Source organism: Williamsia herbipolensis (genome assembly GCF_000964005.1).
Classification (GTDB): domain Bacteria; phylum Actinomycetota; class Actinomycetes; order Mycobacteriales; family Mycobacteriaceae; genus Williamsia_A; species Williamsia_A herbipolensis.
Genome location: NZ_JXYP01000033.1, coordinates 1 through 21571, shown reverse-complemented (window position 1 = coordinate 21571; position 21571 = coordinate 1). Strand labels below are relative to the sequence as shown.

Here is a 21571-nt window from a genome sequence, read left to right as displayed (position 1 = left end):
CACGGCCTCTGCGACCGTGATAGAACTTCGTTATGCAACTCCTCGGGGGACCTTCCGTTCGGACGACGAACAAGACCGCCGTGCTGATCGCACTGTGTTTCGCGGTGTTCGTCGTCAACGTCTCGACGACGATCGTCAACATCGCGTTGCCATCGCTCGTGACCGAACTCGGCGCCACGACGCGCGACCTGTTGTGGATCGTCGATGCGTTCAACCTGGCGTTCGCGGCCCTGGTGCTCGCCGCCGGATCGCTGAGTGACCGCTTCGGGCGGCGACGCTTCCTGCTCCTCGGACTCACCGTGTCGTTGATCGCCTCGCTGGCGGGGGCGTGGAGCCAGACCCCCGACATGCTGATCGCCTGGCGCGCGGTGGCCGGCGTGGCGGCCGCGGTCGTCTATCCGGTCACGCTGTCGATCCTGACCAACGTCTTCACCGCGCGATCCGAACGGGTCATGGCCATCGGCATCTGGGGTTCCGCGACGGGGATGTCGGTCGCGGTCGGCCCCGTCGTGGGCGGGGCCTTGCTCGAATCGTTCTGGTGGGGCTCGATTCTGCTGTTCGGCGCGGTGGCGGCCGGGGTGACGATCGTCCTGACCTTCCTGTTCGTCCCGGATTCCCGGGACCCGTCGACGCCCCCTCTCGATCTCGTGGGTCTCGTTCTGTCGACCGTCGCGTTGGGCGTCCTGGTCTACACGATCATCGAGGCGCCGGATCACGGATGGACCTCGACGGCCACGCTTGTCGGATTCGGTTGTGCAGCGGTTCTTCTCGCAGCGTTCGTCCTGCAGGAGATACGCGTGGAGCACCCGATGCTCGATGTGCGCCTGTTCGCCAACATGCGCTTCACGGCCGCGAGCGGCGCGGTGACCGCGGCCTTCTTCGCACTGTTCGGCTTCATCTTCCTGGTCACCCAGTACTTCCAGTCCGTTCGCGGTTACGGCGCTCTGGAGACGGGACTCCGCATGCTGCCGGTGGCGAGCTCGCTCGCGGTGGCCGCTCTGCTCGGCCCCCGGATAGCCGTCTTCATCGGCTCGAAGCTGGTGGTGGCGTTCGGGTTGCTCTCGCTCAGCGTCGCGTTCGTCTGGGCATCGACGGTGGGGACCGACACCAGTTACCTCGTGGTCGTCGGACAGATGATCTTCCTCGGCGCCGGCATCGGCCTCACCAGCGCCCCTGCGACCGAGGCCATCATGGGCGTGGTCGCCCCGGAGAAGGCCGGTATGGGATCGGCGGTCAACGATGCGACGCGCGAACTCGGGGGAACGTTGGGCGTCGCGGTGATCGGATCGGTCGCCCTGTCGGTCTACCGGGAGAAGCTCGACGGTCTCGCGCTACCGTCCCAACTGACCGATCCCGCACGCGATTCCATCGGCGCCGCGCTCGAGGCCTCGCGGATCGCCGCGGAGCGTTTCGGTGAGGCCGGCGCTCGAGCCGGTGATCAGCTCGCCGGTATCGCCCGCGCCGGATTCGTCGACGGCTTCGCCACCGGATGCATCGTCGCCGGTTGCGTGACCGCGGTCGCCGCGGTCCTCACCCTCGTCTTCCTCCCGGCCCATCCCGGCAACCCCGAGTCTGATGACCAGGCCACCGACGTCGCGGGTCAGCCGTCGGATTCGGCGAAGCAGCCGCTGGCGTGAGGCTCGGCCGTCAGTCGCGCAACGGGATCGTGGTCGACCAGATGGTCTTCACCGGCGCGGCGGCGACGATCTCCCGCAGCCGGCTTGCACCGTCGGGAGTCGTCCGCCACTGCGCGTAGGCAGCGTGATCGGCGGTGGTGGCCCATCGCTCGACGACCATCACGTGGCACGGGTCATCGTCGTCGACATGGACCTCGATCCCCTCGTTGCCGGGCCAGGCCCGGGTCGCGACGAGGGTCTCGTCGATGATGTCCGGCGCGGCGTCACGCTGGGCGGGATCGAGGTGCAGTTCGAGCAGGACGAGGATGGTCATTCCTCCATGGTGCCGTGCCGCGCTCCGCGGAGCGCGGTCGCGTCCTAGGGTTCCGTCATGCAGAGCGACTCGGAGGTCGTCGTCGCGACGTGGAACACCGCGTGGGCGACCACCGGAAGTCGACGAGGCCAGCTGATCCGTCGACGCCTGGCCGATGTCGACGCAGATCTTCCCGTCGTGACCGAGGGACGCCGGGGGCCGCTCCCCGAGGGCGGCCACGTCGCCGACGGTGGTTACGACTGGGGGTACGGCCGCGAGAGTGAACGCCGCAAGGTGCTGGTGTGGTCTCGTCAGCCTCTCGTCGACATCGGTCGCCTCACGATCGGCGCCGGGTCCGGACGACTCGTCACCGCCCTGACCACCACCCCCGAGGGGCAGATTCGCGTTGTCGCCGTCTGTATTCCGTGGAGCCATGCCCGCGTCAGCACCGGGCGCGGAGATGCCTCGGTGTGGTCCGAACATCTGGAGAACCTAGACCACCTCGATGCACTGCTGGCGGGCTTCGACGGAGATGTTCCGAGCGTGATCGCCGGGGATTTCAACCAACGCGTCCCCCGCGTTCGACAACCTGTCCGCGTCGCGTCGCGACTCGGCGAGGTGATGGACCGATGGACCGTCCACACGGCGGGCGACGTCGAACATTGTCCGCTGATCGACCACGTCGCTTCCGATCTCACCTGCACCGGACTCCGCACCTGGCCTGGTCAATCGGCAGATGCACGCCTCAGCGACCATTCGGGTGTCGCCTGCACGCTGACCGATATGTCCGGTAAGTAACGGTTACTGCCTGTATGTACGACATGCCGGACATGAAGGACAAGCGCGCCCGCCCGATGGGACACGATCCGGCGCGCGCTCGCGCCCAGCGTATGTGGACGCTCGGCCTGTGCGCGGTGTCCCTCTCCGCAGTCGGGGTGATCATCGGCGTGGTCCTCCCGTGGCCCGACGGCGACACGACACCCGCCGCGGCACCGGAACCACCGCTGTCTGTCGCGGCACCGGCGAGCACCTCCGCGGTACCGGCGCCGGCAGCGCCGACGATCGTCGAGGAGCCGTTCGACGCGAAGGCACCCATTCCCGGGTGCGCCACAGTCGAGCAGCCCAGCACCGGTGAGCGCTTTGCGATCTCGAGGCTTTCGTCCGGCACCCCGAGCTACGACAACCCCAGATTTCCGTGGTTCAGCGGCCCGAAGGCGACAGCGATGTCGAACGCGGTAGCCGAACAGCTTCCACCGACCGCGACGGTCGACTTCGCGAACCCGGACAGCTCTCTGGTCTTCGGACCCATCTTCGACCTCGACGAATCCGCCCCCGATCCGGTGGGTTCGACCATCGCCTCCGGATCGGTGACGAACGGCGACGCGCACGGATCGGTGTTTCTCACCGTGCAGAAGACATCGGCGTCCGCCCCGCCGTGCGTGGCCGGACAGCTCGACGCCCGACGGTCTTTGCCCGACGGCACGATCGTCGACGTCCACGACACGTGGCGTGAGGTCGACGGGGTGCGCACGAACACACGGTCCGCGGACGCGACCGCGACCGACGGCTCGCGGATCACCGCGAACGCCAGCGACACGCTCGGCAACACCCAGCAGACCCGCAGTAGCACAGTGCCGTTGACCATCGACGACCTCGTTCGCATCGTCGGCGACCCGAGACTCCGTGTGAGCACCCCGGTTCCCCCCGGCACTCCCCCGCCGGCGCAGGGCTGCAGCGACCGATCGTTCGGGACGTCGAACGGGCCTGCGGTCACACGCGACCAGGCACGCAGGCTCGACACAGTTCTGGCGACAATCGACTTCGGCGGCCGACGACCTGCCCCACTGCAGGTCGCCGAAGGTTCCTCGAGCACGCTGTGCACCATCGTTCCCGGTGGGAACGGTGCACCGGCTCGGCAGATCACGATCACCGGCGGGCAGTCCCTGCCGCCGCAGCCGCGCCCCGACCCGGTCTCGAACCCCGGCACGTGGCGCACACTGGCCGACGGATCGGTGGTCCAGACCCAGAACCTCGACACGGTGATCGTCACTCGAACCAACGGGACGCGCGTGACCGTGAGCAACGAGCGCGCACCGCCGGCATCGCTGACCTCTCCAACAACGGAGCTCGAATCGATCGCCCTCACCCCGGGACTGGAATTGTGAGAACTCTCGATCGACAGACGTGGGCGTTGGCGGCCGCAGCGGTCACCGCCGTCGTGACGGTGACTGTCGCGACGATCATCGGGTGACGAACACCGGCTCCGACACCGGCGGCTCGGCATCGCGGTCGGGACCGCCCGCTGTCGCGTGGACACTCGATGCGGCGAAGTACCTCGACCGTCCTTTCGGGCAGTTCTCCGACCCGCGCGGGGGAGCCTCGTTCGGGTCCGGCACGCCCGGGTTCGTCGACACCGGGGACACTCTGGTGACCCTCGCCGGTAGCCCGACGTCCGGGTACCACCTCGACGACGCGGTCATGATCGGCATCGATCCCGACACCGGACAGGTGCGATGGAGGTCGCCCGCCGCCGATCTCGAGGGATGCGGCTCGACGCCCGTCGGCGGCAAGCTCGTCTGCTATCCCTCGAACAGTGGCGGCAAGTACGAGATCGTCACCTACGACATCGAGTCCGGGACATCGTCGAGGGCAGCCCCGAGGAGGACGACGTCCGTGTCCCCTCGGGCACCGTCGAGGACGTGTCGGCCCACTGGACCCACGCTTACGACCTCGGCGCGGCGTGGGAGAGCGTGTACGAGGACCAGGTCCTGACCGTCATCGACGGTGTCGGCCTCCTGGACATCGGCGGGCAGATCGCCCAGTTCGCGGCCGATTCCGGCGCCGAGCGCTGGCGGAGTACCGACTACCGGGCGACCAACGTGACCCTCCGGACCGGCGGCGTGCTGACACAGGCCACCACCGACGCACCGTCGGGCCAGACGGACGGTGAGCCAGGAGCTACGGGGACCGGACGCGACGGTGCGAGCATTGACGAGGGTCCCGGCCGTCCAACGTCTCGACGCCGGACGCGATGACGACGCCGACCGCCCGGTGCTGATGGGTGACGCCGCCTACGACCGCAGCAGCGGGAAACGGCTGTGGCGCAGCGACGATCTGCTCGCCACGCAAGGCAACGGGTTCGGGACCGTGACTGCCGTGACCGAACACGTCGCCTACCTCCGCGACTCCGACAAGAGCGAAACCGGTCTCGACATCAACTCGGGAAAGAGGCTGTGGCGCACCACCTCGGCCCAGCAGTTCGCGCCACTCACGTCGCACGACGATGTGGTCGCCGGCGGCGACGGACAGGCCCTCGCGGCGTTCGACGCGAAGCGCGGTAGTGCGTTGTGGACGATCCCTTTCAGCGCGCTGGATCCCGACCCGGAGACGTTCCGCTCCGGAGGAGCGATGGTCTCCCACAACGACGGATGGGTGTACTCCTCGGATCGCAGGATCGTCGGCCTGGCCACGTGAGAGGTCTGCGCTCCGCGGAGCGCGGTCAGGCGGCGACCGGCGGCGCATGTTGTCCTTGGCGCCATTCCCAGGCCGCATAGAGGACTTCGAGGGTGTAGCCCAGATCGAGCGCCCACCGCCGACGGGTTGTACCGCATCTGCAGCGACGGCAGGGGCGGGTTGCCAGGCTGCGGGGGTCCGTGTGGGTGGCGCGGTCTCGATTCTCGAGCCGTCGGGTCGGTGGAAGGAGAACTGTTGGTTGCCGCGGGCCCGGATCGAGAACTCGCCATGGTGGAGAGCGCGGTGGTGGGTGGAGCACAGCATGATCAGGTTGTCGGGATCGGTGGTGCCGCCGTCGCGCCAGAACCGCACATGGTGTGCGTGCAGGTGCCGCGTTCGCCCGCATGCGGGGTGTCGGCAGCCGCGATCCCGTTCGAACACCAATCGCAATAGAGTTCTGGTCGGGAGGCGACGTTTTCGGCCCCACCGCAACACCACGTTCCTGCCACCTGAGCGCGTTCCTACGACGGCTCGCGTCGATCCACCGCACGACGCCTCATCCACCTCGGCCTCGGAAATCGCGGGTCCGGCATCGAGATGCGCCCCGGTGGAGGAATCGTCGGTTTCGGCATGGATGACGATCTCTGCGACGGGCGCGAACTCGGGCATCGATACCACTGTCGCCATGGAGTCGGCCATCGCGACGACCGCGTCAGCGATGTTCGAGGGCACATGGCGCCACAGATCGGTTCCGGTCGCGTTCCGCGGAACGTCGCCCTCGGTGATGCCGGCGGTGTCGGGGAGGGCGAGGTCGGGGTCATCGGCGGTGCGGGTCCGTTCGTACTCGCTGCGCACGACACCGGCGAGGAACCGCGCACCGTCGACCGGCGCGAGTCGCATCGTCACCGCCAACGTCCCGTCGTCGTTCCACCGCCACCGCGCACTCGATTCGATGTGCCCGCTTGCGGATTCATCCTCACTTCGGTCGATGTGCCTGACCGATCGGACGATCTTCTCGACCTGTGCCGCGGTCGCCGACAGCGCGACCGACACCAGCTCCTCTTCGCGATCCGGCGTGGCGACGCGCATCAGAGCGCGCACCTTCGAGTACGACAACCGACCCTCGGCGAACGCAGCGTGCATCTGCGGCAGCTCATCCAAGGCATGAGCGATGCGCAGGTGATCCTGTGCGGCACGCAGTGACAGACCGGTTCGCCACGACAACCAGTGCGCACAGGAAGCGATTCCTTCGCCGCTCCACACACCGCGATTGTCGAACTCGCGCAGAAGATCGAGAAACCGAGCTGTCAGCGCCGCGATCTGCGAGGCGTAGCCGACCACCCGCTCGGTCAGCTGATCGTCTGACAAACCCTCCGGACTCGACTGGTCGAACACATCGACCGACTCACACTGCGCCGACCTGATAGCGGTAACCGTCATGAATCCCCCGATGAAATGCGGTTATGTACTGACCCGACGGTATCGAGACCCTCCGACAATCGGTCGTGACCGCGCTCCGCGGAGCGCGGTCACGCGTCCGCGGCCGGGGTCGGGCTCGGAGTCTGCTGAGTCCTTCTAGAGTGTTCACAAACCTGGAGAGGGATCACGGCGGAAGGGAGCGGAGATGACCTCGGCCATCGAGCTCTATCTTCGCGACTTCACCCGTTTCCAGGATGTCACCGCAGAGATGGAACGTGCGGTGACGGCGCGACTCACGGAGTCCTTCATCGCGGTCCACGCGGTCCAGTCGCGCACCAAGGAGCCCGATTCCGCGGCGGGTAAGTTCGCCCGACTCGACGAGTCCGGGGTCCCGATCTTCACCGACCCGCTGCACGAGGTCACCGACCTGGTGGGCGTGCGGGTGATCACCTACCTCACGTCCGACATCGATCGCGTCGAACAAGCACTGACCTCGACCTTCGACGTGCGGCAGCGGGTCGACAAGACCTCGGTCACGCAAAGTGCGGGCACCTTCGGTTACGCGGGCACCCATCTGATCCTCCGCGCCGACGACGAACTCGACTTCGAGGTGCAGATCCGCACCGTGCTGCAACACGCGTGGGCCGAGATCGAGCATGGCATCCGCTACAAGGGCTCGCGCACAACGTCTTCGGCGCCCATCGACCGCGCGTTCACGCTTGCCGCGGGTCTGATCGAGCTGGCCGACGCACAGTTCGCGGAGGTCGACACACTCCACAAGAACGACCTCGCGCACGCCCGTGCGACGGAGGAGATCGAGATCGGCACCCTGCAGGAGGTGCTGACGACTGCTATGCCCGACATCAATCCGGCCCGCGCGAACGCCTACGAATGGCTCGTCACGCTGCTCGCCGCGAACGGCATCACCATGCGCGAGGATCTCGACGAGTTCCTCGCCGCCGCCGACGTCGAGGCCGTCATCAGTGCGATGGACTACAAGTTCGCGCCCACGCACGTGCGGTTGGTCGACGACCTCCTACTCGCCCGGTTCGGCAACGACCACATCGAGCGGACGGCCGGTATGACCTCGGACAGGGATCGTGAACCGAAGCTCCGCTACCGGCTCGGGCGGCTCACGCAGGACAGTCAACCGAAGTGATGATTTCGACGAGCAATGGCGTGTGCCTGGAATTCGAAGTGTGGCCAGAGTCGGGATCGAACCGACGACCTTCCGCTTTTCAGGCGGACGCTCGTACCAACTGAGCTACCTGGCCGTACGGCTTGCACCCAGTGGACCGGGCTACTTCGCCGCTTGCGGTCTTCTCGAGAGAAAACCAAAGCGACCCTGACGGGACTCGAACCCGCGACCTCCGCCGTGACAGGGCGGCGCGCTAACCAACTGCGCCACAGGGCCTTGCTTGTACTACACGTGCTCCGGCGTATCTCGAGTTGTCACCTCGAACGCCGAGTCAGCGTACCCCCTACGGGATTCGAACCCGCGCTACCGCCTTGAAAGGGCGGCGTCCTAGGCCGCTAAACGAAGGGGGCCAGTATCTCCGTGGGGAGCTAGATGAGCTTAGGACACTCCCCGATTATTTCTCAAATCAGCTCGTCGCGAGGGCCCGGGGCCGCCGAGCTCGGCAACCCCGGGTCCCGCTGCGATCAGGCGTGCACGACGAGCGCGTCCTCGGGCGTCGCCGGCAGCTTGCCGCTGCGGATGAGCACCGCCGCGATGATGCCACCGATGGCGAAGATGCCCGCGGCCCAGCCGAAGGCTGTGGTGTAGCTGTGTACTGCGGCCAGCTGGCCGGTGTACTGGGGGTTCGAGGCCATCTGCGACGCGTGGTCGGTGAGGTACGAGGTGACAGCGCTCGAGGCGATCGTGCTCAGCAATGCGGTGCCGACGGATCCGCCGACCTGCTGCATCGTGTTGACCGTGGCCGACGCGACACCGGCATCATCTGCCGACACTCCGGAGATCGCGCCCTGCATGGCGGGAGCCATCGACGCGCCGATCCCGAGGCCCATGATGATCAGGCCGGGCAGAATGTGCGCCGCGTAGGTGCTGGTCTCGGTGAGCTGTGTCAGCAAGAGCATGCCACCCGCGGCGACGAGCATGCCGACCGTCATCAGCCAACGCGGACCGAACCGCGGCAAGAATATCGACGTCGACAACGTCGCGGTGACCACCAGGGCGCCGATCATGGGCAGGAACGCCAATCCGGTACTGATCGGGCTGAAGCCCAGGTTCTGCTGCAGGTAGTAGGTGAGGAACAGGAAGATCCCGAACATACCGATACCGGTGATGAACACCATCAGGAACGACCCGCCTCGAGTGCGGTCGAGAACGATACGCAGGGGCAGGAGTGCGTGCGCGGTCTTCGACTGCAGGTACACGAACACCGCGAGGACAACCACACCCGCGATCAGCCAGGTGATGGTGGCCCAGTCGCCCCACCCATTGGTCTCGGCGTTGGAGAAACCGTAGACGATGGAGAACAAGGCGATCGAGACGGTCACGACGCCGGGCAGATCCAGGCGAGGACGCACCTGTGCCTTCTGCGAGCCGATGAACAGCAGCGCACCGACGATCGCGATCGCGGCGATCGCGAGGTTCACGTAGAGACACCAGCGCCAATCGGCCCATTCGGTGAGCACGCCGCCGAGCAGCAGGCCGATGGCGCCGCCGCCGCCGGCGATGGCACCGAAGATACCGAACGCCGTGCCGCGCTCCTTGGGGTCGACGAAAGAGGTGGTGAGCAACGACAGCGCCGCGGGCGCGAGTAGCGCGCCGAAGACGCCCTGACCGGCGCGGGCGATCACCAGCATGTCGAAGTTGACCGCGGCGCCCCCGACGGCAGACATCACAGCAAAGCCGACGAGTCCGATGAGCAAGGTGTTACGTCGACCGAAGATGTCCGACAGGCGCCCACCGAGCAACAGCAGGCTGCCGAACGCGAGGGCGTAGGCGGTGACGATCCACTGGCGGTCGGCGTTGTCGAATCCGAGGGATTCCTGCGCGTGCGGCAGAGCGATGTTCACGATGGTGGCATCGAGCACCACCATCAACTGTGCGAGTCCGAGGACACCGAGGATCACCCAGCGGAGCCGGTGGTGTCGGTCCCCTGCGCTCTCCTCGACACCCTGCGGGTCGACTTCCTTGCTCACTGTGGTCATGGGATTCTCCGTGTTCTGGAATCTAGCGGAGGAAGAACCTCCGGTTACGCAGATCACGGTAGCACTAAGCGGAGGATCAGGCTCCAGTTGATATGGTGTGAGTATGACCACTACCGGCTCGGCTGCAGAGACGGCCGCCCTCAAGCCACTGCGTGCAGACGCCGAACGCAACCGAATGCGGATAATCGCCGCAGCTCGGGAGCTGTTTGCTGAACGCGGGCTGGAGGTGACGCTCGACGACGTGGCCGCTCACGCCGGCGTAGGGGTGGGCACGGTGTATCGCCGCTTCGACAACCGTGATCAGCTGATCGAAGGCGTTTTCGTCGAGCATCTGCATGACGTCACGGCACGCGTGAGCGCTGCCTTGGAATCCCCGGACACCTGGAACGGTGTGGTCACGCTGTTCACATATGTCGGCGAATCGATGGCCGATGATCGCGGCCTCGCCTCGGTGATGATGCGTATCGATCACACCGCCCCGGCCATCGAGAGCGCGAAGAGAACGATGACGTCACTGATCGAGCAGATCCATCGACGCGGGGTCGACGAAGGCATTCTCCGGCCGGAGATCGCGCACGGCGACTTTTTTGCGTTCTTCACCATGCTCTCGGCCATCGCCGACGTCACACAGTCGACGGCCCCCGGCACCTGGCGTCGCTATCTCGAACTGATGCTCGACAGCATCCGCGCGGACGGGACGCGCCACCCGCTGACCGTCCCGGCCATGACCGATGAACAGATCCACGCCGCGCAGGCCGCGCGGTGCCGGACCCGTTGATGCGTCTGTAAACTCCCCCGTGCCGCGGTTCGCCGCAGGCATCAGCCCCTATAGCTCAGTTGGTAGAGCTACGGACTTTTAATCCGCAGGTCGTAGGTTCGAGCCCTACTGGGGGCACCCCTAGTGCGCGTGGCTGGGATGGCAGCAGTCGCAGAGCTCACCGCTCCAGCCGAAACCGCGACCGGCCGAGATCTCGTCGCAGAAGTAGCACGACATGTGGGTGGCGCCGTGGAAGGCCAGCCAGTCCGTCACCCACTCGACAGCGTCGTCGACGGCGCGATTCCAGCGGTAGAGAGTGCGCAGGATCGGCCGGTCGATGAGGGCCGAATGGTCACGATGCACGCGGTGCTCGCAGAGCGGGCAGACCTCGACATCGGACGTCGAGGGCTTTCCGAGCGTGATCAGGGACACATGCGGATTATGTCCCAATCTGCCGCGCTTTTGTACGGAACATTTGAGAAAGCATACGAACATGCGACATCTGCAATCACTCCTCCGGCAGCCTGTACTCCTGCTTCGGACGGCCGGTGGTTCCGTACCGCAGTCTCATCGACAGACGACCATCGGCGACCAGCGTCGCGAGGTGGCGTCGCGCCGTCGGCGGCGAGATGCCCACGGACACCGAGATCTCGTCGGCGAACACGGGCCCGTCGGCCTCGGTGACCGCCGCCAGGATCGACTGCTCGGTCTGTGACATCTCGTCCGAGCGGGGTGCGGCCATCCGTTCGCCGCGCATCGTGGCGATCGCCGAATCCACCTGCGACTGGACCAGATTCGACGCCTCGACGATCCTGCGGTACTGCGCGTACCCGGCGAGGCGGCGCGCGAGTTCGGTGTTCTCGAACGGCTTGATGAGATAGGCCAGCGCACCGGCGGTGAGCGCGTGACGCACGGCGGTGGCGCTGTCTTCCGCCGTGACCACGAAAGCGTCGCAACGCATCTCACGGATCAGCTCGATACCCGATCCGTCGGGCAGGTGGACGTCGACCAGGGCGAGATCGATCTCGGGATGGTCGGTCAGAGCGGTGCGCGCCTCGGCCACGCTCCCGACACGAGCGGTGGTGGTGAAGCCGATCATCGCGTCGGCGATGGAGGCGTGCAGGGCCGCGACGCGGAAGTCGTCGTCGACCACCAGCAACGACAGCTCGGTCCTCGCCATTACACTCCCCCTGACATGGTTCGCGCCGCCCGCAGCACGCCCGGTATGCGCGCCACCATCACCGCTCCACCCAACGGGTTCTCCCCCGAGACCTCACCACCGGGGTCGCCGATGGTCACGTCACCGCCGTGGCCGCGCGCCGACTGACGTGACAGTGCCAGACCCATGCCGCGGCCACCGGGGACCGTCGAGTCGCGGTGGCTGGTGACGCCTTCGACAAACACGTCGTCGCGGTCGTCGAACGCGATGCCGTCGCCGCTGTCGTTCACCGTGACGTGCACGGTGTCACCGTCGGCGACCACCTCGACCTCGACGGTCCGCGGCTCACGAGCACCGGTGGACGCGGCGTCGATCGCGTTGTCGACGAGGTTGCCGACGATGGTGATGACATCGACCGGCGAGGTGAGCTCCCCGTCGATCCACGTCTGCGGCCCGAGCACCAGCGTCACCCCGTGCTCACGCGCCGAGGCGGCCTTGGCGTCGAGGAACGCCCGGAGATGTGGTTCGGCGACGTTGTCGAGCCCGGGCGTCTCGATCGCGAACCGTCCGGTGCCGGCGACCTCGTCGAGGTACTCGAGCGCGGCGTCGGCGTGGCCCTGACGGATGAGGCCGGCCACCACGTGGATCCGGTTCGCCGACTCGTGTCGTTGGGCCCGCAACGCGTCGGTCATCGCCTTGATCGAGGCGACCTCCTGGGTGAGTCCCTCGACGTCGGTGCGGTCGATCACCGACACCACCAGGCCGAGGTCCCGGCCGTCGCGCCGCACCTGTCGCGAGCTGACCAACACGATGCGGTCGCCGACCGCCGCGGCGCGGGGTGTCTCGACCGGGTCGTGGGCGACCTCGAGAACCCGTGGCGTGAGCCCGATGTCGTCGATGCGGTCACCGACGTCACCGGTGATCGCGAGAAGGTCGCGCGCCCTGTCGTTGATGACCCGCACGATGCCGCGCGCATCCGCGGCCACCACGCCGTCCCCGATCGAGTGCAGCACCGCCTCCTGCTCGCGCACCAGCTCGGAGAGCTGGTCGGGTTCAAGGCCGAGGGTGAGCCGACGCCACCGTCGCGACAGCAACACCGATCCGACGATGCCGACGAGCAACGCGGCCGCGGCGAGTGCCGTGGTGGTGACGATGTCGCCGCGGATGTCCTGCCGGACCTGTTCGGTGGAGATGCCGACACTGACGAGCCCGACGATGCGGCCGTCGGACGCCCGGATCGGGGTCTTCGCCCGCACCGATTCGCCGAGGGTGCCGCGTTCGGTGGCGAGGTCGTCGGATCCCGACAGCGCTCGGAAGGGGTCGGTGGACAACGGTTGTCCGAGCTTGTCGACCTCGGGGTGGGCGAGGCGGATGCCGCGGTCGTCGGCGATCACGACGAACAGTGCTCCGGTGCGGGCTGCGACGGCCAGCGCCTGCTGTTCGAGTGGCCCGTTCTCCAGGGCGGCACGCGTCGGGTCGAGCGCACCGGGAGTCAGCCGCGAGTAGCGGGTGACCTCGGAGCGGACCTGTTGATCGCTGGCGACCGACCGCGCGATGGCGAGCGCGCGCTGGGCGTACTCGTCGCGCAGGCGGTCACCGGAACCGGAGATGAGGACGCCGAAGCCGACTCCGAGACTCAGCACGATGACGACGATCTGCAGCACCAGCACCTGGTTGCGCAGCTTCATCCGAAAAGGGTAGGCACCCGTCCTGCGACGGGTGCCCACCTTGGTCGAACTCGGTATCTCCTCGATCAGAACGGGATGACTCCCACGAGGACGCCGACCCCGAGCATCGACAGCGACACCAGGCCCGCCCGCCACAAGACCTTCTTGTGATGGTCGGCCAGCGACACCCCGGCCAGGGCGACGAGCAGCAGGATCGCGGGGACCAGCGGGCTCTGCATGTGGAACGGCTGTCCGGTGATGGAGGCGCGAGCGACCTCGGAGGGATCGATCCCGTACTTGCCGGCGGTCTCCGACAGCACCGGCAGCACACCGAAGTAGAACGCGTCGTTCGACATGAAGAAGGTGAACGGGATCGACAGAACGCCGATCACGATCGCCATGTGCGGCCCAAGGAACGTCGGCAGGACGCCGGTGAGCCACTGTGCGATCGCCTCGACCATGCCGGTTCCCGACATCACGCCGGTGAGGACCGCCGCGGCGAGAACCATCGCGACCACGGAGACGATCGACGACGAGTGCCGGGTGATCGCGGCCTGCTGCTCGGCCACGCGGGGGAAGTTGATGACCAGCGCGATGCCGGCGGCGATCATGAACAGCACCGGGATCGAGATGACGTCCATGCCGAGCACGGCGAGCAGGGCGACGGTGAGACCGGCGTTGACCCACAACAGCTTCGGGCGCAGGGTGGGGCGGTTCTCGTCGAGTGCGCCGCCGGTGAAGCCCGAGTTCGGGGCGGGGGTCTCGTCGATGTCGTCGGGGCCGTCGCCGGTGCCCATCGAGGGCCGGGCCGGCGGGGTGGTGCCGTTGCCGGTACCGGGGCCGTCGAGGACGGCGACCGAGGAGTCGCCGCCGGAACCCGAACGGGCGAGGACGGATTCGCGGATCTCGATCTTACCGATGCGACGACGCTCCATGATGCCGAGGTGGTAGCTGAAGATCATGACCACGATCAGGCCGACCACCAACGAGGGGATCATCGGGACGAACACATCCGACGGGGAGACGCCGAGAGCGGCGGCGGCGCGGGTGGTGGGCCCGCCCCACGGGAGGATGTTCATGGTGCCGTTGGCCAGGCCCGCGACCACGGTGAGGACGACCGGGCTGACGCCGAGCTTGAGGTACAGCGGCAGCAGCGCCGAGGTGGTGATGATGAAGGTGGTCGACCCATCTCCGTCGAGCGACACGATCATGGCCAGAACCGCTGTTCCGACAACGAGTTTGGCCGGATCGTCGCGCACGAGGCGGACCACGAGGCGGACCACCGGGTCGAACAGTCCGACATCGATCATGATCCCGAAGAACACGATCGCGAAGAACAGCATCGCGGCCGTCGGCGCGAGATCCTTGATGCCGTCGCTGATCATGTCGCTGATGCCGAGCCCGGCGCCGGCGAACAGACCGAACGCGACGGGGACCAGGATCAGCGCGACCACCGGGGTGGCGCGTTTGGTGATGATCAGGAACATGAACGTGACCACCATCAGGAGGCCGAGTACTACGAGCATGGCGTCTACCGCTTTCTCACCGGGCTGGCGCGGAGTGATCTCCGCTACATCTGGAGTCTCGGGGTCACGCAGATCACAGTCACGCTTGAGCGCGTAAGGCACGTTCTGCGCATTTCGCGCGGCCGGATGGTGTCGCCGTGGCGGAACGCCGACGACCGATACGGGGCCGGTGGCATATTCGAGAGGTGATCGACATCGACCGCCCGCAGATCGAGGGTTCCGTCGCCGTGCGCCAGGGGCGCCGGATCGGCTTCGCCGAATTCGGTTCCCCCCACGGACGTGCGGTGATCTGGCTCCACGGCACCCCGGGGGCGCGGCGGCAGATCCCGCTCGAAGCCCGACGGTGGGCGGGCGAGAACAACGTACGGGTGATCGGTCTCGACCGTCCCGGAGTGGGCTCGTCGACGCCGTACCGCTATCCGTCGGTGCTCGGTTTCGCCGACGACCTCCGCATCGTGGCTGATGCGCTCGGTGTCGACCAGATGGCCGTGATCGGCCTGTCGGGCGGCGGTCCGTACACCCTCGGCACCGCCTACGCGCTGCCCGAGCGGGTGGTGGTGGCCGGCGTCCTCGGCGGTGTCGCGCCGACGGTCGGACCCGACGCCATCGACGGCGGCGCGATGGGACTGGGCAAGTACGCCGCGGGGGTGCTCGAGGTGGCCGGCGCCCCGATCGGGCGGACGGTCAGTTCGTTCATCCGGGTGGCACGACCCATCGCGAGCCCCGCCATCGGCCTCTACGGGCTGCTCTCCCCCCGCGCCGACCGGCAACTGTTGGCGCGACCCGAGTTCAAGGCGATGTTCCTCGACGACCTGCTCAACGGCGGCAAGCACCGCATGGAGGCCCCGTTCGCCGACGTCGTCGTGTTCTCGCGCGACTGGGGTTTCCGCATCGGTGACGTCACGGTCCCGGTGCGCTGGTGGCACGGCGACCGAGACCACATCATCCCGTTCCGCCACGGACAGCACGTCGTCGATCTGCTCCCCGACGCGAAGCTCTACCCGATGCCCGGCGACAGTCATCTCGGTGGCCTGGGCATGGCCACCGACATCCTCACGGAACTGATGTCGGTGTGGGACAGCACCGGTCGCTGAGGGCGCTGCAGGGGGTACTCGTCCTGGTCACCCTCAGCGCGTGCGGTTCCGACGACAGCGCCGAGCGACCGATCGATTCGACCCCCTCCGCTGTCTCGGCCGTCACCCCGCCCCCGACGGACGGCGGCTTCGACTACCAACTGGGCGGCGCGTACCCGCCGCCGGACGGGGTGACCGTCGTCGAGCGCGACAGCACCGCCGACCCCGTCGACGGCACCTACTCGATCTGTTACGTCAACGGCTTCCAGACCCAACCCGGCGTCGACTGGCCGCGGGACCTGCTGGTGCCCGGCGACGACGGGACCCCGCTCGTCGACCCCGGCTGGCCCGACGAACACCTGCTCGACCTGTCGACGCCAGCCCAGCGCGACGCAGCCGCCGCTCGCCAGCAGAACACCATCGACGAGTGTGCGCGCAAGGGATTCCGTGCCGTCGAGTTCGACAACCTCGACTCGTACTCACGCTCACGCGGGGCGTTCACCCTCGACGACGCCGTCGCCTTCGCGACCGATCTCACCACCAGGGCCCACCGTGCGCGTCTGGCCGTGGCGCAGAAGAACACCGCCGATCTCGAGAGCCGCGGCCGCGACGAGGTCGGCTTCGACTTCGCCGTCACCGAGGAGTGCGACCGTTTCGACGAATGCGATTCCTTCACGGCCGTCTACGGCGGACAAGTCCTCGACATCGAGTACACCGACGATCTGCGTGGCAGCGTCGCCGATATCTGTGCCCGGTCGGCGACCCCGGCCATGACCGTGGTGCGCGACCGCGACCTGGTCCCGCGAGGCGACCCGGCGTACCGATACGCGCGCTGCTGAAAACTGCCCCGCTGCGAAGGGCCGAGGGGAATATGCCCTCGGCGCACGCTCAGGGGGCAGTTTTCAGCAGCGACCGGTGGTTGGATGAGCCATGACCTGCTCACCGTCGCTGTTCCGGCGCGCCGTCGGACTGGCGCTGATCGTGCTGGCGGCGACCGCGACCCTGCTGCTCGGCAGCCCGTCGACACCCCGCGCCCACGCCGCACCGACATTGACCACCGTCGAACCCGGGGTCCTCACCGTCGGCACCGAGGGCACCTACGCGCCGTTCACCTACCACGAGAACGGGACCGGGCCGCTGACCGGTTTCGACGTAGACATCATCACCGACATCGCGAAGAAGCTCGGCCTGCGAGTGAAATTCGTGGAGGCCAATTTCGACAGCCTGTTCCCCGCCCTCGAGGCCGGACGCTTCGATCTCATCGCCAACCAGATCTCGTACTCCGCCGAGCGCGCCGCGAAGTACGACCTGTCGGATCCCTACGTTCAGACGGCGAGCGTGATCATCGCCCGGTCGGATGACACCTCGATCCGGTCGGTCGACGATCTCCGCGGCAAGACCGCGGCGCAGTCGCTGACGAGCAACTACGCCGAGATCGCCAAGGCCGCCGGCGCGGTGATCGAGCCGGTCGACGGGTTCTCGACCGCGATCCGACTGCTCGACCAGGGCCGCGTACAGGCGACGGTCAACGACGAGCTGACCGCGAAGAACTACCTCACCTCCACCGGGGACACGAAGGTGAAGATCGCGGCGACGACACCCGACGTCAGCAGGCAGGTATTCGCCGCCCGCAAGAACTCCGGTCTCATGCCGGCGATCAACACCGAGATCTCGGCGCTGCGCGAGGAGGGCACGCTCGACAAGACCTACGCGAAGTACTTCGACGCGACGGCGAAGTCGCCGAGCTCGTGGGATGTGGTCCGCAGCAACCTGGTGCCACTGCTGAAGTCCGCGATCACCGGAACCATCCCCCTGACCGCCATCAGCTTCGTCATCGGTCTGGCGATCGCACTCGGGGTGGCACTGGCCCGGATGTCGAGCCGCCGGATCGTCAGCGGTGTGGCCCAGGTCTACATCTCGATCATTCGCGGGACCCCGCTGCTCGTGCAGCTGTTCATCATCTTCTACGCGCTGCCCGAGCTGAACATCGTGGTGAGTCCGTTCCCGGCGGCGATCGTCGCCTTCAGCCTCAACGTCGGCGGCTATGCCGCGGAGATCATCCGCGCGGCGATCGAGTCGATCCCCAAGGGCCAGTGGGAGGCGGCGTCGACGATCGGCATGAACTACACGACGACACTGCGCCGCATCATCCTGCCGCAGGCGGCGCGCACCGCGGTCCCGCCGCTGTCGAACACACTGATCTCGCTCGTGAAGGACACCTCGCTCGCCTCGACGATCCTCGTGACCGAGCTCTTCCGCCAGGCCCAGAACGCCTCGGCGGCCAGCTTCGACTACCTCGCGCTCTACAGCACCGCCGCGGCCTACTACCTGGTGATCTGCCTGGTGTTGTCCTTCGGTCAATCCACCCTCGAGACCCGACTGCGAAAGTACGTGGCCACATGAGCACACCCGTGATCGAGGCGACCGGCCTGACCAAATCGTTCCGCGGACCCAAAGGTGCGACGATCCCGGTCCTGCACGACAACGACTTCACGGTCGACCACGGTTCGGTGACCGTGATCATCGGTCCGTCCGGGTCGGGCAAGACGACAATGTTGCGTTCGTTGAACGCCCTCGACATCCCCGACGCGGGCGTGATCCGTATCGGGGAGGTGAGCGTCGATTTCGCGACTGTCGGGAAGCCGCGGCCCGGTCTCGGATCGGGACGCAAGTTCAGCCGTGCCGACAACGCACTCCTCGCGCGCTACCGGCTGCAGAGCGGCATGGTGTTCCAGTCGCACAACCTGTTCCCCAACAAGACGGTGCTGGCGAACATCACCGAGGGCCCGGTCATCGTGCAGAAGCGCGATGCCGAACAGGCTCGCGCCGAGGCCCATGAACTCCTCGACCAGGTCGGCCTGGCCGCGCAGGCCGAGCAACTCCCCCACCAACTCTCGGGCGGACAACAACAGCGCGTCGGGATCGCCCGAGCACTGGCCATGAAACCCACGGTCGTGCTGTTCGACGAGCCCACCTCGGCGCTCGACCCGGAGTTGGTCGGCGACGTCCTCGGCGTGATCAAGGACCTCGCGACCGCGGGCACCACGATGGTGATCGTCACCCACGAGATCCGCTTCGCCCAGCAGGTCGCCAACCAGGTGCTGTTCATCGACGGTGGCGCGATCGTCGAACGCGGAGCGCCGGCCGGCGTGATCGGTGCACCGAGCAACGACCGCACGAAGACCTTCCTCAAGCGCATCCTCGACCCGGCCTGACGCCGGCGCGATCGCGCACCAAGCGAGCGCTTGATCGCCTAGGGTGCGGTCATGTCCGCACGCTTCACTGCCGAGGAACTCAGCGCTGCGTTCGCCCGATTCGAGGCGACCACCGAGGCGTGCGCAGCGAGTGGCGACTGGAACCCGTGGGCCGAGCAGTTCACCGTCGATGCCGACTACATCGAGCACGCGATGGGGACCATGAAGGGCCGCGAGCAGATCCGTCCGTGGATCGCGAAGACCATGGGCACCTTCCCGGGCAACCACATGGTGGCGTTCCCGTCGCTGTGGCACGTCACCGATCCGGCGACGGCCCGGGTGATCTGCGAGATCGACAACCCGATGCGCGATCCGGGGGACGGTTCGGTGGTGTCGGCGACGAACATCACGATCCTCACCTACGCCGGCGACGGGCTGTGGTCGTGCGAGGAGGACGTCTACAACCCGATGGAGTTCGGCCAGGCCGCGAAAACATGGTGTGTGCGGGCGAAAGAGAGCGGCACCATCACCCCCGAGGCGCAGCGGTGGCTCGACACAACGGGCGCCTTCTTCCCCTGAGGTCAGCCGCACCGCGGGAGACCGTGTCTGTTATTCGTCACGACCGTGTTGCGGAAACTTGGGTCGCACAGGGAGAACCCGTACTCTGAAACACTGTTGAGAGTGGATCCACGCACGTCGAAGAGGGGCTGAAACACATGGCACGCGAGATGACCCAACTCGAACTCCTCCAGGAGCTGTCGCCGGCGGCCGAGGAGAACGTCAACCGTCACCTCGCCGTGGCCAAGGACTGGAACCCGCACGACTACGTGCCGTGGGACGAGGGAAGCAACTTCGCGATGCTCGGCGGCCAGGACTGGTCGCCGGAGCAGTCCGAGCTCGGTGACGTCGCCAAGGCGGCCATGATCACCAACCTCCTCACCGAGGACAACCTCCCCTCGTACCACCGCGAGATCGCCAACAACTTCTCGACCGACGACGCCTGGGGCCACTGGGTGGGTCGCTGGACCGCCGAGGAGAACCGCCACGGACTTGCGATGCGCGACTACCTCGTGGTCACCCGCGGTGTCGATCCCGTGGCTCTCGAAGAGGCCCGCATGATCCACATGACCAACGGGTTCACCTCCGTCGGTGTCGGTGGCGACCGCGCCGACGAGGTCGAGGCCCACGGCGGCGAACTGGGCCTGCTCTACACCGTCGCGTACGTCACGTTCCAGGAGCTCGCGACCCGCGTCAGCCACCGCAACACCGGCCGCGCCTGCAACGACCCCATCGCCGACAAGATGCTGCAGCGCATCGCCGCCGACGAGAACCTGCACATGATCTTCTACCGCAACATCGTCTCCGCGGCGATGGATCTCACGCCGGATCAGACCATGCGCGCGATCACCGACGTGATCTGCAACTTCCAGATGCCCGGCGCCGGCATGCCCAACTTCCGTCGCCACGGTGTGCTGATGGCCAAGCACGGCATCTACGACCTGCGCCAGCACCACGAGGAGGTCGTGCTCCCGATCCTCCGCAAGCTCAACGTCTTCGACCGCGACGACTTCGGCGCGCAGGGCGAGGCCGACCGCGAGCGGCTCGGCGAGTTCGTCGAGAAGCTCGGCGAGGACACCCTGAAGTTCGAGGAGATGCGTGATCGCGCGCTGGCCCGCGAGGCGGCCAAGCGCGAGGCCCGCGCGTCGTAGGCAGCCCTTGACCACCCTCCTGGATCCGGCAACCGCCGCCCCCGATTCCTCGGGTGCGGCGGTTTCGGCATCGGGATCGACCCGTCCCGCCCTGTCCATCGGTCGTTTCGCGCTCGGCAGTCCCGTGGTGCTGGCGCCGATGGCCGGCGTCACCAACGTCGCGTTCCGCACGCTGTGTCGTGAGCTCGAACTCGAGCGCACCGGCACCGTCTCGGGGCTCTACGTGTGCGAGATGGTGACCGCCCGCGCACTCGTCGAACGCCACGAGTCGACGATGCACATGACCACCTTCGGTCCCGACGAGAACCCGCGGTCGATGCAGCTCTACACCGTCGACCCCGAGTACACCTACGCCGCGGCGAAGATGATCGTCGACGAGGATCTCGCCGACCACATCGACATGAACTTCGGCTGCCCGGTGCCGAAGGTGACCCGCAAGGGCGGCGGCGCGGCGATCCCGTTCAAGCGGCGGCTGTTCGCCCAGATCGTCGCCGCGGCGGTCCGCGCG

At 67.2% G+C, this 21571-nt stretch carries 20 protein-coding genes, 4 tRNA genes and 1 pseudogene; 15 read left to right on the top strand and 10 right to left on the bottom strand.

The annotated features are described in order from the left end of the window. Positions 1–80: 80 nt before the first annotated feature. Positions 81–1637 (top strand): MFS transporter, encoded by a 1557-nt coding sequence (locus TU34_RS17725; protein WP_238981370.1) that lies wholly within the window; start codon positions 81–83, stop codon positions 1635–1637. A gap of 10 nt (positions 1638–1647) precedes the next feature. Here TU34_RS17725 and TU34_RS17720 read toward each other — a convergent pair whose 3' ends face one another. Then, complete coding sequence (locus TU34_RS17720) at positions 1648–1950, bottom strand: putative quinol monooxygenase (RefSeq protein ID WP_045824236.1); 303 nt, start codon at positions 1948–1950, stop codon at positions 1648–1650. Positions 1951–2007: 57 nt separating this feature from the next. On the opposite strand from TU34_RS17720, the gene TU34_RS17715 reads away from it, so the two are divergent. The 4 genes from TU34_RS17715 (at position 2008) to TU34_RS17695 (ending at position 5403) form a co-directional block, all read left to right on the top strand. Then, positions 2008–2727, top strand: coding sequence for an endonuclease/exonuclease/phosphatase family protein (locus TU34_RS17715; protein WP_045824235.1), 720 nt, complete (start codon positions 2008–2010; stop codon positions 2725–2727). Positions 2728–2741: 14 nt separating this feature from the next. Then, complete coding sequence (locus TU34_RS17710) at positions 2742–4094, top strand: hypothetical protein (RefSeq protein WP_052689027.1); 1353 nt, start codon at positions 2742–2744, stop codon at positions 4092–4094. Between the two features lie 534 nt (positions 4095–4628). Beyond that, complete coding sequence (locus TU34_RS23950; protein WP_160298547.1) at positions 4629–4964, top strand: hypothetical protein; 336 nt, start codon at positions 4629–4631, stop codon at positions 4962–4964. Further along, on the top strand, positions 4918–5403 hold the full coding sequence (locus TU34_RS17695) for an outer membrane protein assembly factor BamB family protein (protein ID WP_150116587.1): 486 nt from the start codon (positions 4918–4920) through the stop codon (positions 5401–5403). Before TU34_RS23950 ends, TU34_RS17695 begins: the two co-directional genes overlap by 47 nt. Positions 5404–5709: 306 nt before the next feature. Here TU34_RS17695 and TU34_RS23135 read toward each other — a convergent pair. Then, positions 5710–6822 (bottom strand): annotated as a pseudogene (locus TU34_RS23135) (HNH endonuclease); the annotation flags it as partial. 184 nt (positions 6823–7006) lie between these two features. On the opposite strand from TU34_RS23135, the gene TU34_RS17685 reads away from it, so the two are divergent. After that, the gene (locus TU34_RS17685) at positions 7007–7960 is read left to right on the top strand and encodes a GTP pyrophosphokinase (RefSeq protein ID WP_045824230.1); all 954 of its coding nucleotides are present in this window, start codon (positions 7007–7009) and stop codon (positions 7958–7960) included. Positions 7961–8001: 41 nt separating this feature from the next. Here TU34_RS17685 and TU34_RS17680 read toward each other — a convergent pair. The 4 genes from TU34_RS17680 to TU34_RS17665 form a co-directional block, all read right to left on the bottom strand. Continuing rightward, positions 8002–8075, bottom strand: a tRNA-Phe gene (locus TU34_RS17680). Between the two features lie 66 nt (positions 8076–8141). Beyond that, positions 8142–8215: transfer RNA gene (locus TU34_RS17675), tRNA-Asp, on the bottom strand. 61 nt (positions 8216–8276) lie between these two features. Next, positions 8277–8349 (bottom strand) — tRNA-Glu (locus TU34_RS17670). 114 nt (positions 8350–8463) lie between these two features. Beyond that, positions 8464–9978: an MFS transporter gene (locus TU34_RS17665; RefSeq protein WP_045824229.1), complete on the bottom strand. Its 1515-nt coding sequence runs from the start codon at positions 9976–9978 to the stop codon at positions 8464–8466. Between the two features lie 103 nt (positions 9979–10081). On the opposite strand from TU34_RS17665, the gene TU34_RS17660 reads away from it, so the two are divergent. Further along, positions 10082–10756 (top strand): TetR/AcrR family transcriptional regulator, encoded by a 675-nt coding sequence (locus TU34_RS17660; protein WP_045824228.1) that lies wholly within the window; start codon positions 10082–10084, stop codon positions 10754–10756. 44 nt (positions 10757–10800) lie between these two features. Continuing rightward, positions 10801–10873, top strand: a tRNA-Lys gene (locus TU34_RS17655). 3 nt (positions 10874–10876) lie between these two features. On the opposite strand, the gene TU34_RS17650 is transcribed toward TU34_RS17655, so the two are convergent. The 4 genes from TU34_RS17650 to TU34_RS17635 form a co-directional block, all read right to left on the bottom strand. After that, entirely contained in the window at positions 10877–11167 is a 291-nt protein-coding gene (locus TU34_RS17650) for a hypothetical protein (protein WP_045824227.1), read from the bottom strand. Between the two features lie 76 nt (positions 11168–11243). Then, positions 11244–11915 (bottom strand): response regulator, encoded by a 672-nt coding sequence (locus TU34_RS17645; RefSeq protein ID WP_045824226.1) that lies wholly within the window; start codon positions 11913–11915, stop codon positions 11244–11246. Further along, on the bottom strand, positions 11915–13582 hold the full coding sequence (locus TU34_RS17640) for a sensor histidine kinase (protein ID WP_045824225.1): 1668 nt from the start codon (positions 13580–13582) through the stop codon (positions 11915–11917). Before TU34_RS17640 ends, TU34_RS17645 begins: the two co-directional genes overlap by 1 nt. A gap of 65 nt (positions 13583–13647) precedes the next feature. Beyond that, positions 13648–15087: a CitMHS family transporter gene (locus TU34_RS17635; protein ID WP_045824224.1), complete on the bottom strand. Its 1440-nt coding sequence runs from the start codon at positions 15085–15087 to the stop codon at positions 13648–13650. Positions 15088–15272: 185 nt separating this feature from the next. On the opposite strand from TU34_RS17635, the gene TU34_RS17630 reads away from it, so the two are divergent. The 7 genes from TU34_RS17630 to TU34_RS17600 all read left to right on the top strand — a co-directional run. Next, positions 15273–16181, top strand: a complete 909-nt coding sequence (locus TU34_RS17630; protein ID WP_045824223.1) for an alpha/beta fold hydrolase — start codon at positions 15273–15275, stop codon at positions 16179–16181. Next, the gene (locus tag TU34_RS17625) at positions 16160–16999 is read left to right on the top strand and encodes an endo alpha-1,4 polygalactosaminidase (protein ID WP_203225487.1); all 840 of its coding nucleotides are present in this window, start codon (positions 16160–16162) and stop codon (positions 16997–16999) included. Before TU34_RS17630 ends, TU34_RS17625 begins: the two co-directional genes overlap by 22 nt. Before the next feature lie 91 nt (positions 17000–17090). After that, positions 17091–18563, top strand: coding sequence for an ABC transporter substrate-binding protein/permease (locus TU34_RS23130; RefSeq protein ID WP_082080404.1), 1473 nt, complete (start codon positions 17091–17093; stop codon positions 18561–18563). Continuing rightward, positions 18560–19375 carry an amino acid ABC transporter ATP-binding protein gene (locus tag TU34_RS17615; RefSeq protein ID WP_045824222.1) on the top strand — a complete coding sequence of 272 codons (816 nt, stop codon included), beginning with the start codon at positions 18560–18562 and terminating at the stop codon, positions 19373–19375. The genes TU34_RS23130 and TU34_RS17615 overlap by 4 nt, the downstream gene beginning before the upstream one ends. A gap of 51 nt (positions 19376–19426) precedes the next feature. Continuing rightward, on the top strand, positions 19427–19933 hold the full coding sequence (locus TU34_RS17610) for a nuclear transport factor 2 family protein (protein WP_045824221.1): 507 nt from the start codon (positions 19427–19429) through the stop codon (positions 19931–19933). Between the two features lie 137 nt (positions 19934–20070). Beyond that, the gene (locus tag TU34_RS17605; RefSeq protein ID WP_045824220.1) at positions 20071–21063 is read left to right on the top strand and encodes an acyl-ACP desaturase; all 993 of its coding nucleotides are present in this window, start codon (positions 20071–20073) and stop codon (positions 21061–21063) included. A gap of 139 nt (positions 21064–21202) precedes the next feature. Beyond that, positions 21203–21571, top strand: a 369-nt coding sequence (locus tag TU34_RS17600) for a tRNA-dihydrouridine synthase (protein WP_238981372.1), incomplete at its 3' end; no start/stop codon positions are given.